Below are 14,237 nucleotides of genomic sequence, written 5' to 3'. Positions count from 1 at the left end.
GGGCCACCCGCGCGGTCAGCCAGTTCTTCTTCGACATCGACGCCTTCCTGCGCTTTCGCGACGCCGTGCGCGCAGCCGGGATCGACATTCCCCTGATCCCCGGCGTCATGCCGGTGTCGAACTTCGCGGGGCTGCAACGGATGTGCGGCGCGTGCGGAACCTCCATTCCCGACTGGCTGGCGGCCCATTTCGACGGACTGGACGACGATCCCGAGACCCGCAAGCTCTTGGCCGCCTCGGTCGCGGCCGAGACCTGCGCCCGTCTGCAAGAGGAAGGCTTCTCGGACTTCCACTTCTACACCCTGAACCGCGCCGATCTGGTCTACGCCATCTGCCGGGTGCTGGGCGTGCGCGAACAGAAGACCGCCTGACATGACCCGCACAGACCGCATCGCCGCCCTGCACCAGGCGGCCCGTGAACGCATCCTGGTTCTGGATGGAAGCTGGGGCGTGATGATCCAGCGTCGCGGCCTGGACGAGGCCGACTTCCGCGGCGACCGCTTCATCGACCACGCCGGTCAGATGAAGGGCAACAACGACATCCTGTGTCTGACCCGGCCCGACATCGTCGCCGACCTGCACGACCAGTATTTCGCCGCCGGAGCCGACATCTCCGAGACCAACACCTTCTCGGCCACCACCATCGCCCAGGACGACTACAGGCTGGACGATCAGGCGGTGTGGGACATCAATCTGGAGGGCGCGAAACTGGCCCGCGCCGCCGCCGACCGCTGGACGGCGAAGGAGCCGACGAGGCCCCGCTTCGCCGCCGGTTCGATCGGCCCATTGAACAAGATGCTGTCCATGTCGTCCGACGTGAACGACCCCGGCGCGCGCGGTGTGACCTTCGACCAAGTCTATCAGGCCTATCGTCACCAGATCGCGGCCCTGCACCAGGGCGGCGTCGATCTGTTCCTGATCGAGACCATCACCGACACCCTGAACTGCAAGGCCGCCATCAAGGCCATCAAGGATCTGGAGGATGAGGGTTATGAACCCCTGCCCATCTGGATCTCCGGCACCATCACCGACCGTTCGGGCCGCACGCTGTCGGGCCAGACGGCCGAGGCCTTCTGGAACAGCGTGCGCCACGCCAAGCCCTTCGCCGTCGGCTTCAACTGCGCGCTAGGCGCCGATCTGATGCGGCCCTTCATCGCCGATCTGGCGCGGGTGGCCGACACCCTGGTCGCCGCCTATCCCAACGCCGGCCTGCCCAACGCCATGGGCCAGTACGACGAAGAGCCGCACGAGACCGCCCACCATCTCGAAGAATGGGCCAAGTCCGGTCTGGTCAACATCGTCGGCGGCTGCTGCGGCACGACGCCGGACCACATCCGCCATACGGCCCAAGAGGTCGCGGGCGTGACCCCGCGCGAGATTCCCGAACGGCCGGTGGCCCTGCGCCTGTCGGGTCTCGAACCGTTCGAGGCGGCGGCGTGATGAGACCTGTATTTCATCTGTCGTTTCCGGTTTCCGACCTCGACGCCGCCCTTGCTTTTTATGTCGACCGCCTCGGTGCGGAAGTCGGCCGACGGCACCCGCACGCTGTGGACATCCGTCTGTTCGGCGCGCAGGTCACCCTTCAGCACGCACCGGGCGACGTCCTGTCGCCCCACCCCCGCACCCGCCATTTCGGCGCGACAGTCTCTTGGCCCGAATGGGAGGCGACTGCCGCCCGGCTCGACACCTTCATCGAACCACCGACAATTTCATTTGCCGGTGAGCGTTCGGAGCAGGGCAAGCTGATGATCGCCGACCCCAGCGGTTCGCTGATTGAGATCAAGGCCTACCGGGATCCGGCTTACGTGCTCGGCCGCATTGCAGAGGCCGACTGATGCGCCCCACCTTCATCAACGTCGGCGAACGCACCAACGTCACCGGCTCGGCCAAATTCCGCAAACTGATCGTCGAGGGGAACTACCCCGAGGCCCTGTCCGTCGCGCGCCAGCAGGTCGAGGCGGGCGCCCAGGTCATCGACGTCAACATGGACGAGGGCCTGCTGGACGGCGTCGCGGCCATGCGCACCTTCCTGAACCTCATCGCCGCCGAGCCGGACATCGCCCGCGTGCCGGTGATGATCGACAGCTCCAAATGGGAGGTCATCGAGGCGGGCCTGAAATGCGTTCAGGGCAAGCCCATCGTCAATTCGATCTCGATGAAGGAGGGCGAGGCCGCCTTCCGCCACCATGCGGTCCAGTGCCTGCGTTACGGCGCCGCCGTGGTGGTCATGGCCTTCGACGAACAGGGCCAGGCCGACACCGCCGCCCGCAAGATCGAGATCTGCACCCGCGCCTATCGCATCCTGGTCGATGAGGTCGGCTTCCCGCCCGAGGACATCATCTTCGACCCCAACATCTTCGCCGTGGCGACGGGGATCGAGGAGCACGACAACTACGCCGTCGACTTCATCGAGGCGACGCGGGTCATCAAGGCCACCCTGCCCCACGCCCACGTCTCGGGCGGCGTCTCGAACGTCTCGTTCAGCTTCCGCGGCAATGAGCCGGTGCGCCGGGCCATCCACTCGGTCTTCCTGTACCACGCCATCGCGGCGGGCATGGACATGGGCATCGTCAACGCCGGCGACCTGCCCGTCTATGACGACATCGACGCGGAGCTGCGCGAGGCCGTCGAGGACGTCATCCTGAACCGGTCCCAGCGCACCAATGTCTCGAACACCGAGCGGCTGGTCGATCTGGCGCCCCGCTACAAGGGCGAGAAGGGCGCGGCCAAGGTCGTTGATCTGGCCTGGCGCGGCCAGCCGGTGGCCAAGCGCATCGAGCATGCCCTGGTGCACGGCGTCACCGACTGGATCGAGGCGGACACCGAAGAGGCCCGCGCCGGGTCCGAACGCCCGCTGCACGTCATCGAAGGCCCGCTGATGGACGGCATGAACGTGGTCGGCGACCTGTTCGGCTCGGGCAAGATGTTCCTGCCCCAGGTGGTCAAGTCCGCCCGCGTGATGAAACAGGCCGTGGCCTATCTGGAACCCTTCATGGAGGCCGAAAAGGCGGGCCAGGCGCGCACCACCAACGGCAAGATCCTGATGGCGACGGTCAAGGGCGACGTCCACGACATCGGCAAGAACATCGTCGGCGTCGTGCTTCAGTGCAACAATTACGAGGTCGTGGATCTGGGCGTCATGGTTCCGGCCGACCGCATCCTGGACGAGGCCCAGGCCCACGGCTGCGACATCATCGGCCTGTCCGGCCTGATCACCCCGTCGCTGGACGAGATGGTCTTCGTGGCGCGCGAGATGGAGCGGCGCGGTTTCGACATCCCGCTGTTGATCGGCGGCGCCACCACCAGCCGCACCCATACGGCGGTCAAGGTCGAACCCGCCTACAAGGCCGGCTCCACCACCTATGTCATCGACGCCTCCCGGGCCGTCGGCGTGGTCGCGGGCCTGCTGTCGCCGACCGACAAGGCCAGGAACGAGGCCGCCACGCGTGAGGAATACGTCCGCATCCGCGAACAATACGCCCGCGGTCAGGAGGTGAAGGCCCGCAGCCCCATCGCCGAGGCCCGCGCCAACCGTTTCCGGCCCGACCCGGCCGCTCCCCTGCCCGGCCGCCCATCCTTCGTGGGCGTGCGCGCCTTCGACGCCTGGGATCTGCAAGACCTGGCCGACCACATCGACTGGACCCCCTTCTTCGCCAGTTGGGAGCTGATCGGCCGCTATCCGTTGATCCTGGAAGACGAGATCGTCGGCCAGGCCGCCCGCGATCTGTTCGCCGACGCCCAGGCCATGCTGAAGCGGATCGTCGACGAGAAATGGTTCACCGCCCGGGGCGTGGTCGGCTTCTGGCCCGCCAATGCGCGCGGCGACGACATCGTGGTCTGGTCGGACGAGACCCGCACGACCGAACTGGCGCGCTTCCACGGCCTGCGCCAGCAGATCGCCAAGTCGAACGGCAAACCCAATCTGTGCCTGTCGGACTTCGTGGCCGAGGACGGCGACGACTGGCTGGGCGCCTTCGCCGTCACCGCCGGTCACGGCGAGCTGGAAAAAGCCGCCGCGTTCAAGGCGGCGGGCGACGACTATTCCGCCATCTTGTCCACCGCCCTGGCCGACCGCCTGGCCGAGGCCTTCGCCGAACGGCTGCACAAGGAGGTCCGCACCCGGCTGTGGGGCTACGCCGCCGACGAAACCACAACGGTCGATGAGCTGATCGCCGAGCAATATCAAGGCATTCGCCCGGCACCCGGCTATCCGGCCCAGCCTGATCACACCGAAAAGGCCACCCTGTTCCGTCTGTTGGATGCGGACGCCAACGCAGGCATGGTTCTGACCGAAAGCTTCGCCATGACGCCCCCGGCCTCGGTCTCGGGTCTCTATTTCGGCCACTCGGGCAGCCACTATTTCGGCGTCGGCAAGATCGACCGCGATCAGGTCGCCGACTACGCCGCCCGCAAGGGCTGGGACGTCGCCGTCGCCGAACGCTGGCTGTCGCCGATCCTCAACTACGATCCGCAGGGGTGATCCCGCCGCCCGGCGTCGCGGCGGGATAGACCACCTTGCCGTCGGGCCGATGCACCGAACCGGGCGTCGCCGCGGCCGCCTGCGTCCGCCCCGGCGTCATCAGGTGTTCGACCGGATGGCCGTTCAGCACCAGATAGTCGGTGATGATCCGTCGGTGGCACCGCCACCACATCGCCTCGGCGCACATCAGGACGACCCGCTGGTCCGCGCCCAGGGTCAGGAGCTGGTCGAACCCCGCGCCGAAGACGTCGCCCAGCGCATGGTCGGCGTAGTTGTGAAAACTGGTCTCGCGCCACAGCGCATTGGTCGTCTCCGGCACATCGGGCTGACGCCCGCGCCGCCCGCCCAACGCCCCGATGTGGACATAGCCGATCCCCGACGCCGCCAGCGCGTCCGGCAGATGGTCGATGTTGAAGGCGGGGTTGCTGCGTGATCGCGGAAAGGCCCGCACGTCCGCCACCCATCGCACCCGCGCCGCGTCCAGCATGGCCAGGACCTCGTCGAGCGTCCTGTTGGAATGTCCGATGGTGGTGAAACGAGCCTGTGTCATGGCGAGCGTCGACAGGATCGCCCCGCCAGACCCCGATGTCGAGCGCGCGCGGACGAAGCCGAACGGACCCTCAGACCCGTCTCGCCCGCTGTCTGGGTCTCACGACGCCGGTTCGGCCTCGCGCAGGCCCACGTCCGCCGGGGTCGCGGGCGGGGTGGTGATGTTCTCGCGAATGCGGCGCGCGGCATGCTCGCAGCGGCCCGGCAGGCCGAAGAACAGGCCGAAGGCCTGGCTGCGCAGGGCGGGGTCTTCCTGGGCCAGCACGGGCGTCCACATGGCGGCGGCGCTTTCCGCCGCGGCGCGGGCGGCCGCCTTGGTCGCCGCCGACTGGCGCGATTCGGCCGCGTGCAGGGCCTGGCGGAAATCCTGGGCCTCCAGCCTGCCCAGGCGGATCAGTTCGACATCCTCGGCCACGGCGTTCGGCAGGCTTTCGCCCAGCCGCACATGGCCGCTGACCAGGGCGTCGCACCAGGCCACCAGCGGATAATCCTCGGTCGGCGCGCCGCGCGGCAGAGGGTTGGAATAGGCGATGGCCTCACGCAGCCGCAGGGCCGAGGCCGTCTCGCGCGCATTGGCGCCGGTCACGATCGGCGCGTCGGGGTCCTGGGCCAGGGCCGGCGAGGATGCGGCGGCAGTCAACATCAAGGCGGCGATCAAGCGGGTCAGCATGGCGACGAAGGGTCTCACGATCATCGGTGGGTCGGCGGCGGGCCGGGTCATGCCCCAAGGCTTGCGCGGCGCCGATGGTTTTTCCAAGGCGCGGGTCGGTTCCGCAAAAGGAAAGGGCGGCGGACCTTTCGATCCGCCGCCCCGCCTTTGGTTCGAGCCGTAGCCGGTTCTTAGAACTGGTACGACAGGCCCAGACGCACGTAACGCGGCGTCTGGTAGGCCGAGATACGCTGATAGTCCGGGTTATGCGTGCCGGGGGCACGGTCGCCGGATTCCACGAAGTCCGTGGCGCCTTCAAAGTCCAGGATGTTGAAGACGTCGGCGCGCAGTTGGACGCGGCCCGGGATGCCCGACAGCGGGATGTTCCAAGACACCGACGCGTCGATGGTCTTGAACCATTCACCCTCGAACTGGCTGCCGCGCGGCGTCAGGACGCCGTTGCAGTACCAGGCCGTGATGGTGGTCGGCGAAGCGCGGCCGTCACCCAGCGGATAGGAGCCGATGCAGCCGTACTTACGCGGCGACTGCAGGATGGCGTTCATGCCGACGGTGATGTCCTCGGTCACCGCGTAGGAGCCGAACACCTTGTAGGTCTGGCCGCGGTGGTTCGGCAGGAAGCCGTACGAACCATCGGTCCAGCCCGGCTCGTCGAAGTCTTGGGTCAGACCGGTGTCGGACTGGCCGTTGTCGGACTTCACGCCGCCTTCGATGTTGCCCTTCGATTCAGCGAACACGGCCGAACCTTGCAGGCTCCAGCGGCCGTCCCACGGACGTTCAAAGGTGAACTCCAGCGCCTTGTAGGTGCGCTTGGCTTCCGGGATGTCCAGGATCGCGGCCGGGATGGTGATCGTCTGCCCCGCCAGGAACGGGAAGGTCGACGAGTCCGGCGTGATGATCAGGTCTTGACCCGGGTTGATCAGCACATAGCCCGAGCCGTTGATCTGACCGCAGTTGGCGGCCGAGATGCCGGCGTAGGTGCAGTAGTTGTGGATGATGTAGTTGGTGTCGAAGTCTTCCATGACCGCCTTCAGGTCGCGGAAGACGTAGTTGGCGCCGACGGTCCAGCCGTCGAACATGCCGAAGCCCGAGATTTCATGCTCGATGCCCAGGATGAACTCGTCCTGGTATTGAGCCTCGAGGTTTTGCGACACCAGCGACTGCGACTGCGGAACCACGCCCGACGACAGCACCTGCGACAGGACAGGAGCGCCGTTGAACACCGGCAGACAGTTGTTACGCGGCGAGGCGTTCAAGCAGGCCGTCAGGCCGGCCTGGGTGGCCGCGTAGGAACCGCCCGAGATGCTCGAGATGCGGTAGAAGTCCTGCGTGAACAGCTCGTTGCCGGCCATGCGGATGTTGGTGTTGGCCGCGATCGGAATGTAGTACCGGCCGTAGAAGCCCTTCAGGCTGGTCGAACGATCGCCGAACAGGTCGTAGGTGAAGCCCAGGCGCGGCGACAGATCGTAATCCGTCTCCACGAAGACTTCGCCCGCAGCGTTCATGTTGCTGAACTTCTCGGCGCGCAGGCCCAGTTGCAGCGACAGACGATCGGAGACGTCCCAGGCGTCCTGGATGTAGAACGCGGTCTGTTCGGTCTTGTACGAACCACCCGACTGGTAGTTACGGTCGCGGACGTACAGCGCGTTCGGAGCGATCAGACCGCCCAGAGCACCGCCGGCGCCAGCTTGGTAGTACCGATAGTACCGGCCGCCCGAATAGGTCGAGATGGCCGACGAAGCCAGGTCTTCACGGTCGTAGCCGACGCGGAAGTGGTGATCACCCCACAGGCCGTTGACGTAGATGTCGGCGTCGACGCGGTACATCTTGCGGGTGTCTTCGCCGGTCGAGATCAGCAGGGCGGGGTTGCCGCGCACCGTGTTCAGGGCCGTGTCGACGATCGAGATTTCCGAGTCCAGGTCGCCCGAGACGGTCTGGTTGAACGAGCCTTCGCCGTACAGGGCCGACAGGGTGAACCAGTCGGTGAACGTGCCCGTGTATTTGGCGATCTTGGTTTCGCCGCCGACGAAGTTGAAGGTGTTGGCGTTGTCGCCGTTGCTGAAGCGCTGGTTGATGACCTGCGTCTGGTCATCCGAGAAGTAGGTCAGCTCCAGGCGGTGGTCCGGGTTCAGGTAGAAGTCCAGCTTGCCGCCGTAGAACGGATCGTCCTGGGTCGCGGTCTGAACCGTGCCCGAGGTGTCGACCGAGCCGTTCTCGAAGTCGCGCCAGTTATAGAAGCCGAAGAAGTAGATGTGGTCGCGCCAGATCGGACCCGACAGCCAGACGTTCGATTCCGAACGATCCGAGGTGTTTTGCGAGTCCAGACCCAGGTTGGAGCCAGGGCCGACATAGGTGTCGGGCGAGCTGTCTTCCAGGCTCGAAGGCTCGGTGTAGTAGTTCAGGCCGCCGTGGAACTCGTCCGAACCCGAACGGGTGACCGCGATCACCGCGCCGCCGGTCGAACGACCGAACTCGGCTTGATAGCCGCCGGTCTTGACGTCGACCTGCTGGTAGAACTCGAACGGGACGGTGTTGCCGCCCACGAAGTTACGGAAGTTCGTGATGTTGAAGCCGTTGACGTAATAGACGTTCTCGGCGACCGACGAACCGGCGATCGAGATCTGGTTGCCGAAGGCGGCGTCGCCTTGGCTGGTCGACGGAGCCAGCAGTTGGATGGCCGCCAGGTTACGCTGGGTGGGGATCCGGTCGAAAGTCTCTTGCACGTCCACGGTGATGCCGGTGGTGGTGCGGTCGAAATCGACGGCCGCGGTGCGGGTGCCGACCACGACGACGTCTTCCAGGTTGTTGGCCGAACCGCCGACCGAACCGATGGTGAACTGGTAGTCGGCCGTGCCGCCCAGGGTCACCGGAACGTTGGCGTCCGTGTAGGTCTCATAGCCCGAACCCGAGATCGAGACGGTGTAGCCGCCGACCGGGATCTGCGAAGCGCGGAAACGGCCTTGAGCGTCCGTGGTGAAGGTGCGGCTTTGCGCGCGGCCGTTCTGGGTCACCGTGACGGCGGCCCCCGAAACCGGTTGGCCGGCGGTGTTGGTCACCGTGCCGGCGAGGGTGCCGGTGGTGAAGTCCTGCGCGAACGCGGCGCTCGGGGTCAGCAAGGTGACCGCGGGGGCAGCGACCAGCGCCATGAGCGCGGCTCCGCCGATCATCGTCGACTGAAGCAGGCGCTGGCGAATGGTGTGAGCTTTCAACATTGATCCTCCTGAAGCCGACCGGCGCTCCAGAAAGAGCTCCCCCGATGCGGCGACCATTCCATACGTACCGACACGTACAGACTCGCTGACCTTAGGTCCGCAAGGGCGAGCCGCACAGGAAATTACACGCCCGTAATGTCATTGCTGTGATGTTGTCGCAAACGCGCCACACTTCCTATAAAGTGCTGACACAAAGCGATTTTGCTCGACATTTTTCCAACATTATTACGAGAAACGGCGAACAATTGCTCGTTTTCGCCACGATGCGGCACGTATCCACCCACCATACAGTTCAGGCTTACGCGAACGTATCAACCAATGCCGTGACGGCGAACGCATGGGCATTGCCGACGAACGCCCGGAATGCGGCTTGTTTTGGCGCGCCGCCGACGGCTCAGCGCAGAATCGCGGCCCTTGCGGCGTAGGGCGCCGGTTCGGGGGAGCAGGACGCAACCACCAATTGCATCGCCATGAGACACAGCAGGGCCGCGGCCACGGGCTGGAGCCGATTTGAGACAGTAATTGCGACGGCGCGGACCACGACGCGGCCTCCTGAACGGTTTACGTTCTGTTAAGGCAAGGGCCGCGCCAGCCCCCGTCGTCATCATGAGGTCCGCGTGATCCCCTTCGTGCGTCAGTTCGACTTCGCCTACGGCCGCGCCGACTGGGTCTCGCCCCTGATCCAGCGGGTCATCGCCGACAATCCGGGACCGTTCACCTTCACCGGCACGGGGACCTATATCGTCGGGCGCGACAGTCCCGTCGCCTCGGTCGCCGTGATCGACCCCGGCCCGCCCGACGAGGCGCACCTGCGCGCCATTCTGCATGCGTTGGGCGGCCGCACGGTCAGTCATATTCTGGTCACCCACACCCACCGCGACCACGCCCCCCTGGCCCGCCCCCTGGCCGAGGCGACCGGCGCGCCCATCCTGGCTGCGGCGCCGCCCGCGCACGAAACCCACGCCTCGGGCGGGCTGGACGAGGAGGAGGACGCCGATTTCCGCCCCGACCACATCATGGCCGACGGCGAACGGATCGTCGGCGACGGTTGGACCCTGCGCGCCCTGGCCACGCCGGGCCACGCCTCGAACCACCTGGCCTTCGTGCTGGAGGAGGAGCGCGCCCTGTTCAGCGGCGACCACGTCATGGGCTGGTCGACCACGGTCGTGGCCCCGCCCGACGGCGACATGGCCGCCTATTTCGCCAGCCTGGATCGCGTCATCGCCGAGGATTTCGAGACCCTCTGGCCGACACATGGGCCGCCGATCACCAAGACCGCGCCCTTCCTGGCCGCCTATCGCGCCCATCGGCTGGAGCGGGAGGCGCAGATTCTGGCGCGTCTGGCGGCGGGCGACACGACGATCGGCCAGATGATCCCGACCCTCTACGCCGCCGTGGACAGCCGCCTGTGGCCCGCCGCCTCGCTGTCGGTGCAGGCGCATCTGATCAAATTGGTTCGCGACGGACGGGTCGTCGCCGACCCCGCCCCGACGCTGGACGCCCGTTACGCCTTGGGCTGAAGCCCGTCGCGGACCTTCAGCGCCAGCCGACAGGCCGCGCCGCCGTCGGTCGGACGCCCGTTGCGCGTCACCACCCGCACGTCCGTGCGGCCGGGCCGGATGCGCACGTCCAGGCTGTAGGCCTGCTGGAACCAGAAGGCCTTGCGCTCGCCCTGGATGTCGAACAGGCCCGCATGGGTGATGGCGAAACCGGCGTTCTGGAGCACATAGGCCGCCTCCTCCACCGTCCGCTGGCTGGCGAGCGGCTCCAGTCCGTCGCAGGCCGCCGAGGCGCTGGGCACGTCGGACAGGTTCATCGGCGGGTCGGCCGGGTTCGTCGAGACGTCGGAGGCGCCCGACGTATGCGCCTGTTTCCAGTACAGGCCGACGGCCGTCCCCGCGACGGCCACGGCCAGCAGGGCGATCAGCCCCCGCCGCCGCAGGTTTCCGAAGGCGTGGACCAGGGCCAGGACGGCGACCGCCAGGCCCGCCCAGGCCGTGTAGTTTCCGACCGGGCCGATCAGGACCTGACGGGCGAACCCCGAAAGGTCGGGCGCGACGCGGATCAGCACGGCCGCCGTCAAGGCCATGGCCGGCGCGATCAGGGCCGCGGCCAATCCCGCCTTCGCCACCCAGCCGCCCGCAACCTTGGCCATCGGTTCGTCCTCAGCCCGCCGTCGGCAGGCGATAGTCCTTCATCCGCTCGCGCAGCAGCTTCTTGTCGATCTTGCCGGTGGCGCCCAGCGGGATTTCGTCCACGGCGACCACATCGTCGGGCACCCACCATTTGGCGATCTTGCCGTTCAGGAAGTCCAGGTGCTCCTGCTTGTCCAGGGTCTCGCCCGGCTTCAGCTTCAGGACCAGCACCGGCCGCTCGTCCCATTTGGGATGGGCAGCCCCGATCACCGCGGCCAGTTCGACCTTGGGGTGGCCCACGGCGATGTTCTCGATCTCGATGGAGCTGATCCACTCGCCGCCGGACTTGATCACGTCCTTGGCGCGGTCGGTGATCTGCATGAAGCCCTGCTCATCGACCGTCGAGACGTCGCCGGTGTCGAAGAAGCCTTCGTTGTCCAGGATCTCGCCGCCCTCACCCTTGAAATAGGCGCCGGCGATGGTCGGTCCCTTGACCATCAGGCGGCCGTAGGTGTGCCCATCGTGCGGCATCTCCTGACCGGCGTAGTTCTTCAGCTTCAGCTCGACGCCCAGCGGCGGCTGGCCCTGTTTGACCCGCCATTTCATCTGTTCGTCGTACGGCAGGGCCGCCAGCTCCGGCGTCAGATTGGACAGGGTGCCGATGGGCGAGGTCTCGGTCATGCCCCAGCCTTGCAGCACCTCGATGCCGAACTCGTCATGGAAGGCGCGGATCAGGCTTTCGGGCACGGCCGAACCGCCGATCAGCACCCGCTTGACCGTGGGGATCTTCAGCCTGTGCTCGCGCAGGTGGGCCAGCAGGCCCTGCCACACGGTCGGCACGGCGGCCGAGAAGGTGACGCCTTCGCTCTCGATCAGCTCATAGATGGCCGCGCCGTCCATCCGCGCGCCCGGCATGACCAGCTTGGACCCTGCCGCCGGTCCCCCGAAGGCGATGCCCCAGGCGTTGGCGTGGAACATCGGCACCACCGGCAGGATCACCTCAGACGGCGTGGCCCCCAGCACCGTGGCCTGAAGCCCCAGCAGCGTATGGATGAAGTTCGACCGGTGCGAATACAGCACCCCCTTCGGATTGCCGGTCGTGCCCGAGGTATAGCAGAGACCGCAGGCGGTGTTCTCGTCGAAGCCGCCCCAGGCGGCCTCTTCGGACGCATCCTCCAGCAGGGCCTCATAGCATTCGGCGCGCGGCAGCTTGGTCGCCGGCATGTTCCACTGATCGGTCATGACCACCACCCGCTCGACCGACGGACAGTGCGGCAGCACCGCCTCCAGCAGGGGGATGAAGGTCAGGTCGACGAAGATGATTTTGTCTTCGGCGTGATTGATGATGTAGGCCAACTGTTCCGGGAACAGGCGCGGGTTCAGGGTGTGGCACACCGCGCCGATGCCCATGATGCCGTACCAGGCCTCGATATGGCGGCCGCTGTTCCAGGCCAGGGTGGCGACGCGGTCGCCGACCTTGACGTCCCAACCCTTCAACACGTTCGACACGCGCTTGGAGCGGGCGTGGATGTCGGCATAGGTGGTGCGGACGATCGGCCCTTCGACCGAGCGGGTCACGACCTCGCGCGACCCGTGCCAATTCTTGGCGTGGTCGATGATCTTGTCGACCGTCAGCGGCCAGTCCTGCATCAATCCCAGCATGGCGTTCCCTTGGGCGATCCCTTGTGCGCGCCTCGTTCTTGGGCGCTTGAAACCACGCTATCCGGGTGATCAGCGATAAGCAATCAGACCCTCTGCGGCGGATTGGCGTGCGCGCTCGGCGCGCCTAGAAGGCGGCATGGCCATCCTCATCGGCATCACCGGCGGTTCGGGTTCGGGCAAGAGCACCCTGGCCGAGGCCCTGCACGCCGCCCTGCCCGCCGGGTCGGCCGTGCTGTTGCGCGAAGACTCCTATTACGTCGACGCCGCCGCCCTGCCCGACTTCGATCCGGCGGCCTTCGATTTCGACGACGTCGTCGCCCGCGACCACGTCCTGATGGCCGAGCACCTGGCCGAGCTGAAGGCGGATCGCGCCATTACGGCGCCGGTCTATTCCTTCCTGCATCACGGCCGCGAACCGGGCGGCGAACCCGTGCCGGCGGCCCCGGTGGTGATCGTGGAGGGCACCCATGTGCTGTGCACGCCCGAGGTCGCGGCCCTGTTCGACATCCGCGTCTTCGTCGACACCCCGGCCGACATCCGCTTCATCCGCCGCCTGCTGCGCGACCAGGCGGAACGAGGCCGGACGGCCGAGTCGGTCATCCATCAATATCTGGCGACGGTTCGTCCCGGTCACGAGCGGCTGACCGAACCGTCGCGCGTTCACGCAGATTTCATCGTCGCCGACGCCACCGCCGCCGTGCGGCTGACGGACCCCCAGGTTGTCGTGCGGCTGGCGGCGCCAGTCCTGGCGCATCCGCTGCTAAGTCCTCTTCTGGCAGGGCGAATTCATCAGGGCTATTGAAGTAACGTCGGTTTTTCCCTTGCGACCGCGAACGGATCGCGCAAGGCTGACGCCTTCACTGCTGCTGACTTGACTGATGCCATTGGGCGACGAAACTCACCCTCACTCACCTGAAGACCCTCGTCGCGATGCGATTCTGCGTCTGGCCAAAAGACGCTTCATGACAGACGGCTACGCTGGCTCCCGAATGGAGCCGATCGCGCGCGAAGCCGGCGTCTCGACCGCCACCCTGTACGGCTACTTCCCCGGCAAGGCCGAACTGTTCACCGCCGTCATCAACGACGCGGCCGAAGATTTCAGCCGCCAGATGGATCATGTGCGCATGACCACGGGTCCGGCGCGCGAGCAACTGACGGTCTTCGTCACCGCCTACGCCGATTTCATGAGCGACCCGTTCGTCCGTGCGGTGTTCCGGTTGGTCGTGGCCGAGCGCCCCCGTTTCCAGGCCGTCGCCATGCGCTTCTTCGAGCGGGGCCGGTCCCATTTCGGCGGGGTCCTGATCAAGGCGCTGGAGACGCTCGACGACGCGGGCGAGATCAAGGTCGACAAGCCGTCCTGGGCCGCCGGCCATCTGATGGGCATGATCGAACACCCGGTCTTCTTCGTGCCCCTGGTCACCGGCGACGACGTCCTGGTCAAACGCAGCAACGCCCAGGTGGCCGAAGACGCCGTGGAGACCTTCCTGGCCCGCTACGGCGTCTGAAACCGGGTCTGCCGACGGCCGAACCTG

12 protein-coding genes are annotated in these 14,237 nt (G+C 66.6%); 7 read left to right on the top strand and 5 right to left on the bottom strand.

Annotated elements, in window-relative coordinates:
* The 4 genes from V7D63_RS04920 to metH form a co-directional block, all read left to right on the top strand.
* A partial coding sequence (locus tag V7D63_RS04920) for a methylenetetrahydrofolate reductase (RefSeq protein WP_333591144.1) occupies positions 1–371 on the top strand: 371 nt, incomplete at its 5' end.
* 1 nt (position 372) lies between these two features.
* Positions 373–1,440 carry a homocysteine S-methyltransferase family protein gene (locus V7D63_RS04915; RefSeq protein WP_333591143.1) on the top strand — a complete coding sequence of 356 codons (1,068 nt, stop codon included), beginning with the start codon at positions 373–375 and terminating at the stop codon, positions 1,438–1,440.
* A complete protein-coding gene (locus tag V7D63_RS04910) occupies positions 1,440–1,835 on the top strand; it encodes a VOC family protein (RefSeq protein WP_333591142.1) in 396 nt (131 codons plus the stop codon). The genes V7D63_RS04915 and V7D63_RS04910 overlap by 1 nt, the downstream gene beginning before the upstream one ends.
* Positions 1,835–4,480 (top strand): methionine synthase, encoded by a 2,646-nt coding sequence (metH, locus tag V7D63_RS04905; protein WP_333591141.1) that lies wholly within the window; start codon positions 1,835–1,837, stop codon positions 4,478–4,480. The genes V7D63_RS04910 and metH overlap by 1 nt, the downstream gene beginning before the upstream one ends.
* On the opposite strand, the gene V7D63_RS04900 is transcribed toward metH, so the two are convergent.
* From V7D63_RS04900 to V7D63_RS04890, 3 genes are all read right to left on the bottom strand, one after another.
* On the bottom strand, positions 4,458–5,030 hold the full coding sequence (locus V7D63_RS04900) for a DUF488 domain-containing protein (protein WP_333591140.1): 573 nt from the start codon (positions 5,028–5,030) through the stop codon (positions 4,458–4,460). The two genes, metH and V7D63_RS04900, sit on opposite strands and share 23 nt — an antisense overlap.
* A gap of 99 nt (positions 5,031–5,129) precedes the next feature.
* Positions 5,130–5,750, bottom strand: a complete 621-nt coding sequence (locus tag V7D63_RS04895) for a hypothetical protein (RefSeq protein WP_333591139.1) — start codon at positions 5,748–5,750, stop codon at positions 5,130–5,132.
* Positions 5,751–5,869: 119 nt separating this feature from the next.
* Entirely contained in the window at positions 5,870–8,842 is a 2,973-nt protein-coding gene (locus V7D63_RS04890) for a TonB-dependent receptor (RefSeq protein WP_333591138.1), read from the bottom strand.
* Between the two features lie 683 nt (positions 8,843–9,525).
* Here V7D63_RS04890 and V7D63_RS04885 point away from each other — a divergent pair.
* Positions 9,526–10,428, top strand: a complete 903-nt coding sequence (locus tag V7D63_RS04885) for an MBL fold metallo-hydrolase (protein WP_333591137.1) — start codon at positions 9,526–9,528, stop codon at positions 10,426–10,428.
* On the opposite strand, the gene V7D63_RS04880 is transcribed toward V7D63_RS04885, so the two are convergent.
* Positions 10,413–11,063 carry a hypothetical protein gene (locus V7D63_RS04880; RefSeq protein WP_333591136.1) on the bottom strand — a complete coding sequence of 217 codons (651 nt, stop codon included), beginning with the start codon at positions 11,061–11,063 and terminating at the stop codon, positions 10,413–10,415. The two genes, V7D63_RS04885 and V7D63_RS04880, sit on opposite strands and share 16 nt — an antisense overlap.
* A gap of 10 nt (positions 11,064–11,073) precedes the next feature.
* Complete coding sequence (locus tag V7D63_RS04875) at positions 11,074–12,705, bottom strand: long-chain-fatty-acid--CoA ligase (protein ID WP_333591135.1); 1,632 nt, start codon at positions 12,703–12,705, stop codon at positions 11,074–11,076.
* 136 nt (positions 12,706–12,841) lie between these two features.
* Here V7D63_RS04875 and udk point away from each other — a divergent pair, with 136 nt between their 5' ends.
* Together udk and V7D63_RS04865 are read left to right on the top strand one after the other, a co-directional pair.
* Positions 12,842–13,507 (top strand): uridine kinase, encoded by a 666-nt coding sequence (gene udk, locus V7D63_RS04870; protein ID WP_333591134.1) that lies wholly within the window; start codon positions 12,842–12,844, stop codon positions 13,505–13,507.
* Positions 13,508–13,583: 76 nt separating this feature from the next.
* Positions 13,584–14,210 (top strand): TetR/AcrR family transcriptional regulator, encoded by a 627-nt coding sequence (locus V7D63_RS04865; protein WP_333591133.1) that lies wholly within the window; start codon positions 13,584–13,586, stop codon positions 14,208–14,210.
* The last annotated feature ends 27 nt before the right edge of the window (positions 14,211–14,237 follow it).

The sequence above is a fragment of the Brevundimonas sp. genome (assembly GCF_036732845.1).
Taxonomy (GTDB): domain Bacteria; phylum Pseudomonadota; class Alphaproteobacteria; order Caulobacterales; family Caulobacteraceae; genus Brevundimonas.
The sequence above is the reverse complement of the archived record's forward strand: the minus strand, read 5'-3'. Positions and strand labels throughout refer to the sequence as shown.